Annotated in this window: 16 protein-coding genes; 2 read left to right on the top strand and 14 right to left on the bottom strand. The window is 45.6% G+C overall.

Features of this window, described 5'->3' with window-relative positions:
* Positions 1 to 149: 149 nt before the first annotated feature.
* The 3 genes from sucD to MHI48_RS11295 form a co-directional block, all read right to left on the bottom strand.
* Positions 150 to 1,079 (bottom strand): succinate--CoA ligase subunit alpha, encoded by a 930-nt coding sequence (gene sucD / locus MHI48_RS11305; RefSeq protein WP_036609382.1) that lies wholly within the window; start codon positions 1,077 to 1,079, stop codon positions 150 to 152.
* Between the two features lie 63 nt (positions 1,080 to 1,142).
* Complete coding sequence (gene sucC / locus MHI48_RS11300; protein ID WP_036609384.1) at positions 1,143 to 2,303, bottom strand: ADP-forming succinate--CoA ligase subunit beta; 1,161 nt, start codon at positions 2,301 to 2,303, stop codon at positions 1,143 to 1,145.
* Positions 2,304 to 2,546: 243 nt separating this feature from the next.
* Positions 2,547 to 3,002: a MarR family winged helix-turn-helix transcriptional regulator gene (locus MHI48_RS11295; protein ID WP_036609387.1), complete on the bottom strand. Its 456-nt coding sequence runs from the start codon at positions 3,000 to 3,002 to the stop codon at positions 2,547 to 2,549.
* Positions 3,003 to 3,480: 478 nt separating this feature from the next.
* On the opposite strand from MHI48_RS11295, the gene MHI48_RS11290 reads away from it, so the two are divergent.
* A complete protein-coding gene (locus MHI48_RS11290) occupies positions 3,481 to 5,091 on the top strand; it encodes a YifB family Mg chelatase-like AAA ATPase (protein WP_036609389.1) in 1,611 nt (536 codons plus the stop codon).
* Between the two features lie 243 nt (positions 5,092 to 5,334).
* Here MHI48_RS11290 and MHI48_RS11285 read toward each other — a convergent pair whose 3' ends face one another.
* The 10 genes from MHI48_RS11285 to rplS all read right to left on the bottom strand — a co-directional run bounded on the left by MHI48_RS11285 (position 5,335) and on the right by rplS (position 14,039).
* A complete protein-coding gene (locus MHI48_RS11285) occupies positions 5,335 to 5,886 on the bottom strand; it encodes a nitroreductase (RefSeq protein WP_036609391.1) in 552 nt (183 codons plus the stop codon).
* A 280-nt stretch (positions 5,887 to 6,166) separates the two neighbouring features.
* Positions 6,167 to 7,357, bottom strand: a complete 1,191-nt coding sequence (locus MHI48_RS11280) for a carboxypeptidase-like regulatory domain-containing protein (RefSeq protein ID WP_036670356.1) — start codon at positions 7,355 to 7,357, stop codon at positions 6,167 to 6,169.
* A 57-nt stretch (positions 7,358 to 7,414) separates the two neighbouring features.
* Positions 7,415 to 7,576 carry a paeninodin family lasso peptide gene (locus MHI48_RS11275; RefSeq protein ID WP_143781352.1) on the bottom strand — a complete coding sequence of 54 codons (162 nt, stop codon included), beginning with the start codon at positions 7,574 to 7,576 and terminating at the stop codon, positions 7,415 to 7,417.
* Positions 7,577 to 7,895: 319 nt separating this feature from the next.
* Positions 7,896 to 8,294 carry a YraN family protein gene (locus MHI48_RS11270; RefSeq protein ID WP_051447123.1) on the bottom strand — a complete coding sequence of 133 codons (399 nt, stop codon included), beginning with the start codon at positions 8,292 to 8,294 and terminating at the stop codon, positions 7,896 to 7,898.
* Complete coding sequence (locus tag MHI48_RS11265; protein ID WP_036609395.1) at positions 8,288 to 8,599, bottom strand: EscU/YscU/HrcU family type III secretion system export apparatus switch protein; 312 nt, start codon at positions 8,597 to 8,599, stop codon at positions 8,288 to 8,290. The genes MHI48_RS11270 and MHI48_RS11265 overlap by 7 nt, the downstream gene beginning before the upstream one ends.
* The gene (locus MHI48_RS11260; RefSeq protein WP_036670354.1) at positions 8,596 to 10,629 is read right to left on the bottom strand and encodes a hypothetical protein; all 2,034 of its coding nucleotides are present in this window, start codon (positions 10,627 to 10,629) and stop codon (positions 8,596 to 8,598) included. The genes MHI48_RS11265 and MHI48_RS11260 overlap by 4 nt, the downstream gene beginning before the upstream one ends.
* 30 nt (positions 10,630 to 10,659) lie before the next feature.
* Positions 10,660 to 11,361: a ribonuclease HII gene (locus tag MHI48_RS11255; protein ID WP_081745912.1), complete on the bottom strand. Its 702-nt coding sequence runs from the start codon at positions 11,359 to 11,361 to the stop codon at positions 10,660 to 10,662.
* 464 nt (positions 11,362 to 11,825) lie between these two features.
* Positions 11,826 to 12,689, bottom strand: coding sequence for a ribosome biogenesis GTPase YlqF (ylqF, locus tag MHI48_RS11250; protein ID WP_036670353.1), 864 nt, complete (start codon positions 12,687 to 12,689; stop codon positions 11,826 to 11,828).
* 30 nt (positions 12,690 to 12,719) lie between these two features.
* Positions 12,720 to 13,340, bottom strand: a complete 621-nt coding sequence (gene lepB / locus MHI48_RS11245) for a signal peptidase I (protein WP_036609449.1) — start codon at positions 13,338 to 13,340, stop codon at positions 12,720 to 12,722.
* A 357-nt stretch (positions 13,341 to 13,697) separates the two neighbouring features.
* Positions 13,698 to 14,039, bottom strand: coding sequence for a 50S ribosomal protein L19 (gene rplS, locus MHI48_RS11240; protein ID WP_017689212.1), 342 nt, complete (start codon positions 14,037 to 14,039; stop codon positions 13,698 to 13,700).
* A gap of 361 nt (positions 14,040 to 14,400) precedes the next feature.
* Between rplS and MHI48_RS11235 the strand changes: the two genes are divergently transcribed.
* Positions 14,401 to 15,303, top strand: coding sequence for a polysaccharide deacetylase family protein (locus tag MHI48_RS11235; protein ID WP_256721266.1), 903 nt, complete (start codon positions 14,401 to 14,403; stop codon positions 15,301 to 15,303).
* 3 nt (positions 15,304 to 15,306) lie between these two features.
* Here MHI48_RS11235 and MHI48_RS11230 read toward each other — a convergent pair whose 3' ends face one another.
* Positions 15,307 to 16,554, bottom strand: a complete 1,248-nt coding sequence (locus tag MHI48_RS11230; RefSeq protein WP_076318517.1) for a hypothetical protein — start codon at positions 16,552 to 16,554, stop codon at positions 15,307 to 15,309.
* Positions 16,555 to 16,632 lie beyond the last annotated feature (78 nt).

The raw sequence follows: 16,632 nt of genomic DNA, 5'->3' as shown, positions 1-16,632 counted from the left end.
CCCCCTTTTTCCGTAAAAAAAAACGCAAAAAAGCAACCCTTCGCCCTGTTCAAGGACAAAAGGTTGCTTACCTTTTCCGTAACCATAATAGTCGGTCTACCAGAAATAAATCATTTCCGAGCCGTTTCTTCTATTATAACGAAAAAGAATTAATGTGTCGTGCACAAATTCAAAATACCGCGTTCCTCAAGTACACTCACCAAAGTCGAACCCATCTCAGCAGGAGTTGGTGCTACTTTGATTCCACATGATTCCAGCTTCGCAATCTTCTCTTTGGCTGTACCTTTACCGCCAGAGATAATAGCGCCAGCATGGCCCATCCGTTTGCCTGGAGGCGCTGTTACGCCACCGATAAAGCCAACAACCGGTTTGGTCATGTTTTCACGTACCCAATCTGCAGCATCCTCTTCAGCTGTACCACCAATCTCACCAATCATGATGACCGCATGAGTCTGTGGATCTTCATTGAACCGTTTGAGGATATCAATGAACTCGGAGCCTTTTACAGGGTCTCCCCCGATTCCTACAGCAGAAGATTGTCCAATGCCACGTGTCGTCAGTTGATGAACGGCTTCATAGGTAAGTGTTCCACTACGGGAAACAACGCCTACGTGCCCTGCCATATGGATATAACCAGGCATGATACCGATTTTACATTCGCCTGGTGTAATGACACCTGGACAGTTTGGTCCGATCAGGACGGTATTTTTACCTTCCATGAAGCGGTCAACCTTGATCATGTCAAGAACCGGAATACCTTCTGTAATACAGATCACGAGGTCCAGCTCAGCATCAACAGCTTCCATAATGGAATCTGCTGCAAATGCAGGAGGAACGTAAATGACGCTCGCTGTTGCGCCTGTAGCTTCCTTCGCTTCCTGCACAGTGTTGAACACCGGCAGACTAGCTACTGTACCGTCTTCCAACGTGATATCCACATTAGTTCCGCCTTTACCCGGTGTAACTCCGCCTACCATCTGGGTTCCGTAGTCCAATGCGCCCTTCGTGTGGAACATTCCCGTTGAACCCGTAATGCCTTGCGTAATGACTTTTGTATTTTTATCGATCAAAATACTCACGTTGCTTCACATCCTTACGGTTATTTTTCAATTCCCGGACAGCTCCGGTACTAAGGAATGAACTTATTTTACGAGGGCAACAATTTTCTGTGCACCATCGGCCATGGAATCAGCAGGAACGATATTCAGGCCAGATTCACCCAGAATACGTTTGCCAAGCTCCACGTTAGTTCCTTCAAGACGAACAACCAGCGGTTTGGTCAGGCCAAGCTGCTTCGCGGCTTCAACAACACCATTGGCGATAACATCACAGCGCATGATGCCACCGAAGATGTTAACAAAGATCCCAGCTACTTTGGCATCGGATAAGATGATCTTAAATGCTTCAGTCACCTTCTCTGTTGTTGCACCGCCCCCAACGTCAAGGAAGTTGGCCGGGTCTCCACCGTAGTATTTAATAATATCCATCGTTGCCATCGCAAGTCCCGCACCATTGACCATACAGCCGATGTTGCCATCAAGTGCTATGTAGCTGAGGTCGTATTTGGAAGCTTCGATTTCTTTTTCATCCTCTTCATCCAGGTCACGCAGTTCCAAAATGTCTTTGTGACGGAACAGGGCGTTGGAGTCAAAGTTTAATTTCGCATCTAGCGCGATAACGTTTCCATCTCCGGTAACAACGAGAGGATTGATCTCTGCAATAGAGCAATCTTTTTCGACAAATGCAGTGTACAGCGCGAGCATGAACTTAACAGCTTTGTTCACCAGTTCATTTGGAATCTTAATGCTGTAGGCCAGTTTACGGGCCTGGAACACTTGCAATCCAATGGCAGGGTCAATGATTTCTTTGAAAATTTTCTCAGGTGTAGCTTCAGCTACTTCTTCAATCTCAGTACCGCCTTCTTCGGAAGCCATCATAACTACACGGCCTGTGGCACGGTCCACAACAACACCCACATAATACTCTTTGCGGATATCGCATCCTTCTTCAATCAGAAGACGTTTCACTTCTTTACCTTCTGGTCCAGTCTGGTGTGTTACCAATACTTTGCCCAGAATTTCAGAAGCATAGGCACGAACTTCATCCGTACTCTTTGCCACTTTTACGCCGCCGGCTTTACCCCGGCCACCTGCGTGAATCTGTGCTTTGACAACAGTCACTGGACTGCCCAATGCCTCAGCGGCCGCGACCGCTTCATCGACTGTATAAGCAACCTTTCCGTTTGGAACGGTAACTCCATACTGTTTCAGTACTTCTTTTCCTTGATATTCATGGATATTCATTCTCGAATCCTCCTATCAACATGACTGCAACAAGGCGGGTTGGTAGACTAACAAAAGACAAATGTTGACTATTTTCACTCAAGCCCAATTCATTGTAACACGTTTTTAAAACGCTTTCCTTAAAAAACTAATGGTTAATAGACAGTATTTTGATATGAGTATGATCCCATATTGTGAATGCTTGGGTATTTATGGAAAAAACCTCAGCTAAAAACTGAGGTTTCCTTGATGTAAAACTACATTTTATTTTTTGGCTGCGTTGGTGTTGGTTTCGTGAACTTTCTCCAGCAATCCTTTGAACTGACCCAGCAATGTTTCAAACTCTGTACTGTTCAAACACGCATCTCCCTGAATGGATTCAGGTATGGATAATGCCTTGTTCCGCAACTCACGACCCGAGTCGGTTAGTGTAATTAATACTTTTCGTTCGTCCTGAGCCGAGCGTTCGCGATTAATAAGTCCTGCTGACTGCAAACGTTTGAGAAGTGGTGTCAACGTTCCCGAATCGAGATAGAGAGCCTCCCCGATCTCCTTAACCGTACATTCTTCACGTTCCCATAAAACCATCAACACCAAATACTGGGAATACGTTACGCCAAGTACCTCCAGATAAGGCTGGTACATCTTCGTAATCTCACGTGAACAAGCATATATGGCAAAGCATAATTGGTTATCCAGCTTCAAACTGTCAGTCTGCATATGTCTTTCTCACCTGCCTATTGTGCAATCTATTCCTAATAATACGGGAACTATAGATCTATACTATCACAAAATAGAAAAAAAACAGAATAATTGAGCACAAATGATTTTACTATTCAATTTAATTATGATAAATTAGATTGCGTAAAATATAAATATAATTAGATAATTATCATTTCATCCCCATGATTTAACAACAATAATAGATAAGTCCAGCGAACAGATTCACGATTTCTCAGGTCAAATTTAATAATCATAATGAAAGTTTATACGTAACCATTTCACCAAAGCTATTTAATGATTTCCTTCCAGAAATAAAATTCAGGGATCAGGAAAGATGACTACAGCAATGATAATGACAGGTTGACTCCATGATTCCTTTTATATAAAATGCTTAATAGAAGCTGAGGAAGCACCTTAATTCGTAGACTGGCCCGTATTATGCGGAGTCAAGAATCGAGTGAGGTGTTTCTTTGTTATGTACGGAAAATTACACAGTGCGTGTTTGTACGGAATCGATGGTGTTCTGATCGAGGTGGAAACCGATTTATCTAATGGTCTGCCACAGACATCCATCATCGGTTTACCGGATTCAGCTATTCGTGAGGCCGTTGAACGTGTCCGTGCAGCGATTAAAAACTGCGGATATCAGTATCCTTTACAGCGGATCACAATCAATCTGGCCCCCGCTGATCTACGCAAGGAAGGATCTTCCTTTGATCTAGCCATTGCTATTGGTTTACTTATGACAAGCGGCCAGCTTGTACTTCCTCCCCAGGAACGGACACTAGTGGTTGGCGAACTGGCGTTGGACGGTTCGATCAGGTCCGTGCCGGGCATTTTATCCATGGTGGATCTGGCCAAACGGCAAGGCTTTACGTCCGTGCTCCTACCTTTGGATAACGTGGAGGAAGCGTCACTGATTCGAGGTATCCAGGTTTTTGGTATTCGTCATTTACAGGATATTGCTCCGGAAAACCCAGATCAACCCTCTAATTCAGTGGGAATACCAAATAATTCGAATGCAGGACCAGTCGTGTTGAAAAATTATGCACACCTCGCTGCTCCTATAACTGATAAGACTCATAAGATGGCGGATAGGAAGACGAGACAAACACCATTATTTGCAGACGACTATAGTGATGTTCTAGGGCAGCATCATGTAAAACGCGCGCTTATGATTGCTGCAGCCGGCATGCATAATATACTGCTCGTTGGACCGCCAGGCACGGGCAAAACGATGTTAATCAAACGTCTACCCTCCATCCTTCCTCCTTTGTCAGAAGATGAAGCGTTGGAAGTCACCAAAGTATTAAGTGCCGCAGGCAAGTTGAAAGAAGCGCCTCAAGGCCTGATTGCAGACAGACCTTTTCGCTCTCCTCACCACACGATATCCACCTCTGGTCTGATTGGAGGCGGTGGTATCCCAAAACCGGGTGAAGTGAGCCTTGCCCACCGGGGCATATTGTTTCTGGATGAATTACCTGAATTCCAGCGCCAAGTGCTGGAGGTATTAAGGCAACCGTTAGAGGATCGCACAGTGACAATTAGTCGGGCACGGGCTGCTTTCACCTTTCCGGCCCAGTTTATGCTTGCATGTTCCATGAATCCCTGTCCCTGCGGATATTTGTCCGCTCATTCGGAGGAGCAACGCTGCATATGTAGTCCAGCCCGTGTTGCCGCGTACCGAGCCAAAATTTCAGGACCACTGCTGGACCGCATTGATCTTCAGGTTGAGGTTCCTCCACCAGGCGAGTGGCGCAAGTCTGCTGCTTCTCCTTCCTCTGAAGAAATGCAGGCAAAAGTGATCCACGCTCATCAAATTCAGGCTACACGTTATGCCAAAAGTTCAGTCCGTTGGAATAGCCAGCTTTCGGGCACGCTTTTGCGACGAACGATCCATCTCCCCCAAGAGGCAGAGCAACTGTTAGAGCAAACGCTGCAAACGTTAAACCTGAGCATGCGTGCACATGATCGGATTATCAAGATGGCACAGACAATTGCCGATCTGGACCATGAAGGTGAAATTGTGACAGCTCATGTGGCTGAAGCCATCCAGTATCGTCAATTGGATCTTAATTTATTTTGAAGCTATTTTAGAAGCATATGGAGGGAAGAACAGGCCGATTTACCCAAAGGCAGTGAAATGGGCATGAAACTGTAAACAGCAGAGGAAGATCGAGAAGGATTCCTTATGCAGATTCTACAATGCGGATACGCCAACATGACAAAAAACGTACAAGCCCTTCTCTTCTGTGAAGAAAGGTACTTGTACGTAGATTTCCCTGTAAACGTAAGGGGATCTTATATAGCTAAGGTCTACAATAATCTATTATTCAAAAAGAGTGAGTTTGTCCTTAGCTGGTGTGCGTTCTTTGGCAGAAGGAATAACATCAGGATATCCCATATAAATCATGCCTACAATCTTCTCTCCCGCCTCTATTCCAAGCGGTTTGCGGAATTTGGGAGCGTACAAAAATGGCTTGGTCACCCAGAACGTTCCAATGTCTTCACTCCAGGCTGCAAGCATAAAATTCTGAACCAATGCACTAACCGCAGCGAAGTCTTCGTCCCAGATATTCTGTCTTGGATCTTCTTCCAGCACAACAAGCATAACGGATGGAACTTGCATAATATTGGGTGAGAATTTGTTGTCTTCTCCCATTTCTGCATCAATAGCCTCAGCCAGTTTCTTCCGTCCATTTCCGGTAAACAACAAAAATCTCCAAGGTTCACGCAGTTTATGATTAGGAGCCCAGACTGCCGTATCCAGCAATTCTATAATCTGCTGTGTAGGAACAGCTTCTTTTTTGAATTTTTTCACCGTACGACGGTTTTGAATCGCATTTCTGACTTCATTTGTTGTTTTCGTAGCTTTACTCATCGGCCGTACCTCCTGTTTATAAAATCATTTGCAACCGCAATAGTGATTCGCGGCCTTGTACATTCAATATAATTTCTTTATGACATAATAAAATACCAGTTTACCTTCTTGATTATACACCCATCTGATCACGAGATTCAAAGGGGAGGCAAGGTCAGTACCGTTAGGGTCATTCCAACAGAAAAGACGACTCTGAATCTTGATTCACCACGAGGGATCATAAAGTCAGAACCGTCTTTTATTCTCATGTTATTTATTCACATATCATATCAACGAGTAATCAATCGTCGTAACTCTCCCCTTCAAACGTGCCATTCCCTTCAAATGTGCCATTAATAAAATCCATTTTGTTGTACTTCTCCTGGTTACCTGCAACATCTGTACTATAGTACTCTACCACCTTGACATCAGGGGCATAAAACTTGACGGGTCCCTCATAGTTTTTCCATTCTCCCCCGTTGATTCGATATTGCGTTGTTTTTACACCCGAACCTTTGACTTCGTCTGTTGCCTGAAGTCTGAATGTAAATCCTTTGATGTATATTTTCCCGTTCACAGTATCTGTAATAGGAACTAATCTGTACTTGGTTACTGGAGGTGTAAAATCTGCATCCTTCTTAAGTACGATATTAAACGTATTATGATCTCCTTTTACAAGAGTAACGCTCAGGCTCGTTTTTAGATATCCTGCTGCTTCTCCCGTTATCGTTCTAGCCCCTGTTGGTACGCGCTTTATTAAATAGTTGCCTTGAGCATCTGTTGTTGCCGAACCTCCAGCATTAACTTTAGCCCCACTTACTGGATTGCCCGACTCATCTACAACTTTTCCCCGCACGTGTGCCGCCTCTGCCAAAACAACATCCATTCTCAAGGTTCCTCCCTCCCGGACACCCAAGCGATCCTGTTCATATAACATATAATCATCGGCATCTACCCATATTGCAATGTTCGGATTATAGGCGTAATCAATTCCTGTAACCGCATATCGACCTTGCTGATCAGTTTTCACTATACGATCAAAGACACTTGTTACTTTTATACGAGCATCTGGAACCGGTCTGCCTGCCTGATCTTTGACTGTTCCTACAATCGTGGATGGCTCATAAATACGAAAATCAAGTTGTATTTGCTCTCCACCCCTTAAACTATAGGAAGTGTAATGTCGATACGGCACATACCCCTCTGCTTCAACTGAAAAGGTAAATACAGTATAGTTCTCAACGGATTCAATAATACGATAATTCCCACTCTCATCTGTCTCCACGCTGTGTTCCTTATTCCCATAATCAAGCCAATACTTGACTGTGGCGTCCTTGACAGGCAATCCCTGACGATCAATCACTTTACCTGACACACTAACCGCATTGTCAGATTCAGTAGCATAAGAAACTCCGGAATACATGATTCCAAACAAAATGAAACATAAAGATAGTGTACTTAGTCGAATGATCCATTTGATACTTGTCTGCATCTTCTCACTACACCTCATTTATTTTATTGATCAAACATTGCTCTTTAACCTCTTAAATTAACTGACCATAAGTTCAAGCTTCCAGAATTCTCCGTCCCAAACATATTGCCAAATCCCCTGTCCACCGTTCATGGTCTCGCTGATATCCAGCACTTCCATCCGAGGGCACTCCCATACTTGTTTTACTGTGTTGTTCGAAATATTCTGAAGCTCTTTCATACATCCCACCAACCTCTCTTTAAATTTCAACTTTCTTATTTTATTACAAATGATACATTTTGTATCTATAATTTTCTGAAATACAATGATTTTATTATCAATGCTCTATCCTCTGTTTAGTGATTTCATAGGTAAATCAAAAAAGCCGCAGCTCCTGTATGTAGAGGAACTACGGCTTTAGAATATTAACTAATTTTAAAACTAAAACGAATGCAAAGATAAGACATAATTAAACTTGTACTTCAAAATTACTGACCGACTCACATTAAAAAGATACAATTCGTATCAATTAATACAGCAGTAACTTCGAATGTAATTCTTAAAAAGCATTAACAATATGATTCACAGAGACAATCTCTCCTGCTTGATCAAGCATTACGGCAATTACATCAAAACGGATCTGAAGTTCCGTCTCTCCCGTCATTTGCAAATACACGGATGCGGTTGAACGCACCTGCTGCATTTTACGCATATCAACCGATTCCTGAGGTGTACCGTACTGAGCGGCTCCACTTCTGCTTCTTACTTCCACAAAGATAATCAGGCCCTCGCAGGAAGCAATGATGTCAATCTCACCGCTACGGCAACGCCAGTTCTGTCTAATGATCCGATAATCGTTCTCTCGCAACCATTGACAGGCAGCCTCTTCACCTAATCGGCCTTTCTGCTGTCGTGTGAGCTTTAATCCTGGCTCCTGACCCAATCTACGTTCTACCATGACTCATTTTCCTCACGTCCTGAGGCCATGCGATCTGCACGGTAGACGTACGTTAGCACCTCTGCGACCAGTTGATACAGCTCTGCCGGAATCTGTTCATCCAGATCCAACTTGGAGAGCACCTCCACAAGTGCTGCATCCTCCTGAACAGCCACGCCGTTTTCTCTGGCTTTATCCAGAATGGCTTCTGCTACTTTGCCACGGCCCTTCGCTACAACAACAGGTGCTTCACTCTCTCCAGGGACATACTTTAGGGCAACCGCCTTTTTGGAAAGCAGGTCCGGTTGTGACGACTCGTCTTTCATACCTTCAAGTCCACCCCTTTGTATCGTTCAGGACTATAGTCCGAGGCCCGCGTTTTTCGTTCCGCGCCCGGTTCCTGCCCCACAGGCCACGGTTCCGCCTTGAAGGTCAGCAGTTGATAGCCCAGCTTGTCCAATGCCTGATGGATTACCTCTCGTCCACTCTCCAGGAGCGGTCCCATGCCTTCGCGATCATTTAATACACGCAGACTGACAATGTTATTAACCACATGGACATCTACCAGAGTAGGCCCAAGACTCTTCATGTCCAGATCGAACCATAGACGGCAATTGGACGCATCCAGCTCTCCACGAGGTCCACGACGTGATTGAATCTGAACAGACGCCGTTTCTTCCCCATCCGGTCCAGTGATCGGAATAAACCAGTGCATCTGTGCAAATGTAGCACTGCGATCTGTTGTTAGCAATAACTGCTGACCTGTCAGATATTGCACGGCCTGTCCGGCGGCATCCTTAAGCGCCGCCGGTGCACCTTCGCTGCTGGCAAGTTGCAGCAGCAAGCCCTTCAGCGTGTCCGCATTTGCCGGACTCGCCGCATCCCCCACGCGCGGCTGCACTGCCGCGCCGTGAACGGCCTGCTGCTCGTGCTCCGCACCGAGCAGCTTCAGCACGCGCCCCACCCACGGGTCCCTCTCGTGGGTGACAGGCGCGTGCACTGCCGCAGCTCCCGCAGGTGCTGCGGCACTACCGCCAGCCGGCGGCGCATCAGCGCCGGCTGGCAACGGCTGCGGCACGCCTCCGGCAGCCGCAGCCGCCTGGCCGCCCTGCGATGCAGGGGCGGCCTGTGCTGCAGTGGACGCGCTGCGCAAGGCGTCCAGCAGCGTCAGCAGCTTGGGCGCCAGCTGCGCTGCCGTAGGCGCTGCTGGCGCTGCCTGGCCTGCTGCGGACGGCGCCCCCGCAGCAACAGGCGTTTCAGCGCGACCGTCAGTCCGACCGGCCGCGCCTGCTTCAGGCTGGCCTGCACTTGCACGGCCAGCCACAGATTCTGCTGCCGCCCCCGGTGTACCCGGGCGGCTCCCGACTTGGCCCGCGTCAGCCCCGCGCGGGCTCTCGCCAGGTATTCCGGTTCCAGACGGAATACCTGCACCCCCTTTGCCAGCCGTTTCAACGTTGCTAGCAACTGCCTTGGCCCCGGCTTCAGCATTCGCTGTGCCTCCGCCGGTCTGCACATTTCCTTTCACCGCAGTACCTGCATCCTCTGTCCCGCCATCCGTCATGGATTTAGATCCCGCCAAAGCTGCTTGTCCTTGTTGCGTTGACAAAGCAGGTGTTCCGGTTCCAGTCACCTGACGACCATTGCCTGACGCAGCCAATCCTTCTTCCATCTGTGCTTCATTCAGCACGACGGGTACACCAGCCACAACAGTTGGTTTCATCGCATCAGATTGTTCTCCAGGCAATAGCGGTTTACCTGTTGTTTGAGTCAGCATCGTTTCCAACTGATCAGCCAACCCGCTTAACAACTGGTGCAGAGGGGGACCAAACACCGTCTGGTGTAATCCTTTTACTGTTTCCGCCGTAACCGGAAGACCACGCTGAAAAGCAATTCCCGTCGCCTGCACCCATTCTTCCACAGGGACCTGTGCAGGTTTAGCTGTCATCATATTCTGGACCATAGCCACATTATCCTTCGTTAGTGGCAATCCGCTACGCTGCATGGCAAGTAACAGTTCCCGGTTCCCTTTTGTATCCGGCAGTCCTACATCCTTAAGCAGGTTGTTCAGCGAAGCTTGTGGCAACTCAGCAAGTGTACCCGTCATAGGTTTCATTACCGTTATGCCATTTTCACCTGGAGGCTGCACTTGAAGCAACGTGGTCTCACCCGGACGGAGTGGAGTCTCCAACTTGGCGCGCACTTGCACACCTTGAATCTGCAGAACTGCTTCTCCCCCATCATCGGATACACTAACGACGGAGCCACGAACCACCTGACCTTCCTTTAATTCAAGCGGTTTGGCATTGCCGGGCTTACTGTCTCCCATTAACCCCTTTATCATGGAACCGATATTCAAATCTCTCCCCCTCCTTTCTTCAAACCTGTGTTAAAACAAAGATTGCTGCTCTCCAAGCAGGTTGCCCAGAAAACTGCGCCGATGCATCGGGGTTGCCCCCAATGCCATAATCTGCTCCCGATGAACTTTTGTTGCATATCCTTTATGTATCGACAAACCATATTCCGGATATAACGTATCCCATTCTTCCTTACACAGCCGATCTCGCGTTACCTTGGCAATAATAGATGCCGCTGCGATCGATTGACTATTAGCATCACCTTTAATAATGGACAGTTGAGGTACATTCACATCCACCTTTTCGGCATCCACCAGCATATAATCAGGAGTTTCTCCCAATGCTTCAACCGCACGTTTCATCGCAAGTCTCGCAGCCTGTTTGATATTAAGCCGATCAATCGTCTCTGCATCCGCGTACCCGATACCTACCGCCAGCGCTTTTTCCATAATGACGTCATATAATGCATCACGTTTTTTCTCCGTTAATTTCTTGGAGTCATTCACACCTTCCAGGATGAGATCCTTCGGTAAAATAACCGCCGCTGCGACAACATCCCCAAACAAACAGCCCCGTCCTACCTCATCAATACCAGCAATACGTTCAAATCCACTGTCCCAATACTCCCGCTCATAGAGCAACAGATCTCGAGGTTCACTGACTTCTTTTTTCTTCTTTGGTCCAATCGGAGTATCCAGTAGATTCAACCCGATCTCTTCATTATTTTCAACCATAACGCTCATCTCCTCTACCCACGCTTTTTCAGCATACGTATCACTTATAACTTTTTATAATATAGACGTAAATCCTCTGTCTTTTGTTCTGTACAACCTGTCTCTATCAGTAAAACTTTTCCTTGAGATTTACAATATAAAGATAGTGATGTCTTCATTTATCGGTATTTGATGGTTTAAATTGAATATATCAGACCTCGTCTAATTTAAATTGCACCACCATTTATCATAGCACGATTTAGATGCACCTGATATATAGGTCAGCCAATTCCATAAAGCGTACTGTTCTTCAATCCTCTTCCATTTTATCGTTTTCGACGTATGTTCCAGCTCTACTTCCACGTTTGTATACACAAAAAAACGACCGCTCCCGGTAATCCGGTAACGGCCGCTTCTTTCGGCACTTGTATATATGAAATGAACAGATAAAGATAATGATCTTCATCGTGTAGAGTCCATTTTTTTTAATAGGGAGCTTCCATAGAGAAACGTCCCATTTTACCCGCTCGCAGTTCACGCAGAAATGCTCGTGATGCCTTTTCCAGATCAATGCGTCCACCGCTTACAACACATCCACGGATACGGCCGACTTGTTCCATAATTGCAATAACACTGTCTGAATCATCTGCATCCTTGGAGAACTCCTGAAGTCCATATCTCTCTTCAAGGGCGTCCCAGTAATAACGCATCAGGTAACTGATTCCAAAAAAGGCGATATCCTCTGCATTCAAAATTTCCTCTTTGATCGCACCAGTTACGGCAAGACGATAACCTACATTTTGATCTTCGAACTTAGGCCAAAGAATACCTGGAGTATCCAATAACTCCATTTCTTTGCCTACCTTGATCCACTGTTGCCCCTTCGTCACACCAGGACGATCTCCTGTTAACGCAATACTCCGTCCAGCCAGTCGGTTAATCAGTGTTGATTTACCTACATTGGGAATCCCTACGATCAACCCGCGAACCGCACGAGGATTAATCCCTTTAGCAATTTGACGGTCAATTTTTTCTTTAAGAAGAAGCTTGGCCTGCACGGGAATATCTTTAACATTGGTTCCCGTCGAAGCATCTACAGGAAAAGCGGTAATTCCTTCTTTTTTGAAATATTCAATCCATTCTTGCGTCACTTTTGCATCTGCCAAATCCGATTTGTTCAACAAAATCATCCGGGGTTTATCCAGCAATATTTCGTCAATCATTGGATTACGGCTGGAGACAGGCAGACGGGCATCCAATAGTTCGATGACCACGTCGATGAGCTTTAACTTATCCTGAATCTGGCGTCTGGCTCGAGTCATATGACCTGGAAACCATTGTATCGTCAACTTGTCTTCACCTCATTATTTACTTCAATTTCAGTGGTTGATCCACTTAATCTCACCGATCGGCCAGAAAATCACATCTGCACGACCAATAATATCTTTTAACGAAACATAACCGATCATACGGCTGTCTGTACTATTTGGACGGTTATCTCCCATGACAAACACATGACCTGCCGGCACTTTGCCATCAGGGAACTGTTCATTCGGGAAATCCTTCACGTTATAGGTTCCACCATTTGCTTCAGCTGCATCAATGGCTCCTTGAATATACGTTTCATCAACCTTTTTACCGTTAACCATCACGGTATCGTCTTGAACCTCAACGGTATCACCTTCTACAGCAATAACACGTTTAATGAAATCTCGACCTTCGGATGGTACGTGGAAGACGATAACTTCACCGCGCTTCGGTTCTCTGATATCATATAAGATTTCGTTGACGATCACACGTTCACCCGTTTCAAAGTTCGGCTGCATGGACGGACCGTCCACAACAAACGGTTTGAAGAGCAACCACCGAATGAGAATGACGAGAACTAATGCGATAACAATGGCTTTAAGCCATTCAACAATTTCATTTTTGGCTTTTTTGGATCGACTATCTTTCTCTTCGGCAGGATTGCCCCGGTCATGTTGAACTTCTTGTTCCATTCAAGATCTTCCTCTCTTCACAGTACATGTTTATAGCAGTACACACATCCAGCATTCTGTATCGTTCCAATAACTCAATGGATGGATACAAAACATTCACATCAGTTATGTAATCTTACACCAAGCATTACAGTACATTTAATCCACAATTCAAATGCCTTCAAGAGGTTGTTCAAAAAGTCGGTACTGAAACCGGTCTTTTGAACACGCACTTCAATAACTGATTTTACAATCCTCCCGGACTATTCCCCGCATGTGTTGCCATACCATTTTACTCGGAAGTGTACCTCCGGTTCAACTTTTCCCGGACAAAAACGAAAAGGGCTTGTCTCCAAGCCCTTCCCGGTATCCGTTATATTAACGAATTTCTTTAATTCTCGCTGCTTTACCGCGTAGTTCACGAAGATAATAAAGCTTCGCACGACGAACTTTACCACGGCGAGCCACTTCGATTCTATCGATTTTAGGGGAATGAAGCGGGAAAGCTCTTTCCACACCTACACCGTAAGAAATTTTACGAACTGTAAAAGTCTCACTGATTCCACCACCACGGCGTTTAATCACAACACCTTCGAACAATTGGATACGCTCGCGAGTTCCCTCGATTACCTTAACGTGCACTTTCAAAGTGTCACCAGGACGAAAACTCGGAAGATCCTTGCGAAGTTGTTCTTGTGTAATCGCTTGAACGATATTCATCTATGACTCCCTCCTTCCATACAGGCGTTCATACTTCTTCCAGAGATCACCTTGTCTCCTTCATCATCCATAGAGGACCGCCGTATTCCACATAACAGACTTATTGTATCACGCAGCATATCAAAACACAAGAGAAATTAAACAAATGCCTATTGTTCAATCTGCCACTCTGAAACTCATCCATCACATGTTAACTTCATTCTAAAATACATTCATTCTCCCGTATGGAAAGTGAATCAACGCTCTCATCTGCAAGTCAACCTGATACAGGAAAAAATACTGTAACTTCCAGTGTAGTAATATCGTCTATGATATAACTTATTGACCACTTTAAAAGGAGAATCCCAAGACTTATGAAATATTGGAAAAGATCACACTTGCCCTACTCGCCATGCTCACATGCTCCATTACACTATATTCATATGCCGTAACTCACCCAACGAATGCACTGTCACACAAAGCCTGCACATCCTGGGACATAGTCAAACGCAAAGCATTCGAGCTGTCACACACTGACTTCTCTAACCAATCTGTGCTGATGTATCATTACATAGAGCCCAAACTGAATAATCACGAGACAGATAATAAATCCATCATTAATCTGGAGGATTTTGAGCAAAATATGAAATACCTGCATGATGAAGGCTACCGCACGATTACATTGAATCAGCTTGAACAATATGTTAGCGGGAAGATTTCCCTGCCACAGAAGTCCATTGTAATTACCTTTGATGACGGATACCAGAACAATTATACTTTAGCTTACCCTGTGCTTCAGAAATATAATTTTCATGCCTCGCTGTTTGTCATAGGCAGTAAAATTCAAGATCAACCTTCGGAATTTGAGCCCGCCATTAACAGTTTCATCTCCAAACCAGAGATGCAGGCAGCAACTGACGTATTTGAATTCAATAGACATACCTATAACCTGCATCACAAGGGATTTATGCGCTGTGGTAACAGTGTTCCTGTCGGTCTGGACACCAGTCTTCTGGATGATGATATCCAGCATATGAAGCAAACCGGAATAGACACACCTTATTTGGCCTATCCTTTTGGTTATACCAGCACACAGATGATCTACAAGTTACAGCAACATGGATATCGCATGGCTTTTACCGTAAAGTCTGGATTTGTGCATCCAGGAGATCATCCCATGAAGCTGCCTCGCTTGACGGTCACGACAGGTACTGATTTGGCGACCTTGCTTCAACCCGAATCCAGTCCGCAGAACGAACCATTTGCATCGGAGAATGACCAGTAAAACCTAGATTTTAACTTCACCGCCCGGATACAGAGTCGAGTTATACAGCCTTTTAAGCTGTGGCTTGGCTCTTTTTGCATCGGTAAGTGATAATGTCATCGGAGAGCTGGAATAAATCACTGCTTCCTCTGCGTCATAGATGATGATCTGTTCTTTCCCCGTCTGAACCAGGTCTGCATGTACCGCATATCCCTCTTTCGGGAATTCAGTAACCGTTTTCATATCTCCATCTACCAAAGAAGGCAACACATCTCCACCTCTACGATACGCCAAAATATAATCGAGTCCACCTTCATCCCAGTTACATACAGGCTCTATAATGGTTAACCAGCCAGGAGTCGTGCGGTTTTCTTTCCATATTTCTTGCCCTGCGCTATCCAGCATGAACATTCCATCCTTACCATTCTCATCCCCACGGACAATCCGGTCCAGACCTGCAATCTGTAAACCTATCATTCCAGTACAAAAATGGCCTAATGCAATATGCTGTGATTCAATCGAATCTTCATAACGCCACTTCTCATTACCATAGCGGTCCATCATGACCGTAACACTGCCACCGATAACAATCTCGACTTCCCCATCACCATCAACGTCGCTAAACCATATACAGTCAGCATGATCATCGAGATTATGACAAGACCATAACAACGTCCCATCATGATCCAGCATGTCATATCCGGCCATCACTTCATCTTTCCCATCTCCATCGATGTCATATACCCATGGAAAATGTCCCGGATTCCCTTCATGCTTCCATAACAAATTAAAATCATGGTCGAGTGCCCATAACGTCTTATAGCGGTCTTTCAGTATAATGTCCATTTTCTGCTGGTTACCCGTCAGGTTGGTGAGAATAATGCAGTCATGTGCTTCATCACCTGGCAGATCACGTGTTTCTTTAATCTCTCCGGTCCGGCCATCCAACACGAGAAATTGTTTGTCCATGACACACAATACTTCATTATTTCCATCTCCATCCCAATCTGCGACCTGAGCGGGATAGTCTGAACCCGGACCCCCTGCATCGGGATCAGGAGTTCCGACCTGCCATAGTAATGTTCCTTCCAGATCAAATGCAGTCAAACAACATACCTGATGTGGAACATACCGATCGTCTATACCCCCATCTGCCTGTACCAGCAACATTTCAAGTCTGCCATCCCCGTTTAGATCTCCCAAAAGCATTTTGCAGCGTTCTCCGGCTTGGCTAATATTTAGTCTGGCGATTTCATAAGGCTGAATGCTCATCATCTTCCTCCTCAGCTTATCGTTGTTATTCAAATCCAGCTGAGTTCACCATAAAGAAAACCCCTGTTTTTTACAACC

This window comes from Paenibacillus sp. FSL H7-0942 (assembly GCF_045040715.1).
Classification (GTDB): domain Bacteria; phylum Bacillota; class Bacilli; order Paenibacillales; family Paenibacillaceae; genus Paenibacillus; species Paenibacillus amylolyticus.
The sequence above is the reverse complement of the archived record's forward strand: the minus strand, read 5'-3'. Positions and strand labels throughout refer to the sequence as shown.

Excerpts from the sequence above, each read along its gene's own strand:
- sucC (WP_036609384.1), bottom strand. The coding sequence starts at position 2,303 with ATGAATATCCATGAATATCAAGGAAAAGAAGTACTGAAACAGTATGGA.
- MHI48_RS11295 (WP_036609387.1), bottom strand. The coding sequence starts at position 3,002 with ATGCAGACTGACAGTTTGAAGCTGGATAACCAATTATGCTTTGCCATA.
- MHI48_RS11290 (WP_036609389.1), top strand. The coding sequence starts at position 3,481 with ATGTACGGAAAATTACACAGTGCGTGTTTGTACGGAATCGATGGTGTT.
- MHI48_RS11285 (WP_036609391.1), bottom strand. The coding sequence starts at position 5,886 with ATGAGTAAAGCTACGAAAACAACAAATGAAGTCAGAAATGCGATTCAA.
- MHI48_RS11280 (WP_036670356.1), bottom strand. The coding sequence starts at position 7,357 with ATGCAGACAAGTATCAAATGGATCATTCGACTAAGTACACTATCTTTA.
- MHI48_RS11275 (WP_143781352.1), bottom strand. The coding sequence starts at position 7,576 with ATGAAAGAGCTTCAGAATATTTCGAACAACACAGTAAAACAAGTATGG.
- MHI48_RS11270 (WP_051447123.1), bottom strand. The coding sequence starts at position 8,294 with ATGGTAGAACGTAGATTGGGTCAGGAGCCAGGATTAAAGCTCACACGA.
- MHI48_RS11265 (WP_036609395.1), bottom strand. The coding sequence starts at position 8,599 with ATGAAAGACGAGTCGTCACAACCGGACCTGCTTTCCAAAAAGGCGGTT.
- MHI48_RS11255 (WP_081745912.1), bottom strand. The coding sequence starts at position 11,361 with ATGGTTGAAAATAATGAAGAGATCGGGTTGAATCTACTGGATACTCCG.
- lepB (WP_036609449.1), bottom strand. The coding sequence starts at position 13,340 with ATGGAACAAGAAGTTCAACATGACCGGGGCAATCCTGCCGAAGAGAAA.
- rplS (WP_017689212.1), bottom strand. The coding sequence starts at position 14,039 with ATGAATATCGTTCAAGCGATTACACAAGAACAACTTCGCAAGGATCTT.
- MHI48_RS11230 (WP_076318517.1), bottom strand. The coding sequence starts at position 16,554 with ATGAGCATTCAGCCTTATGAAATCGCCAGACTAAATATTAGCCAAGCC.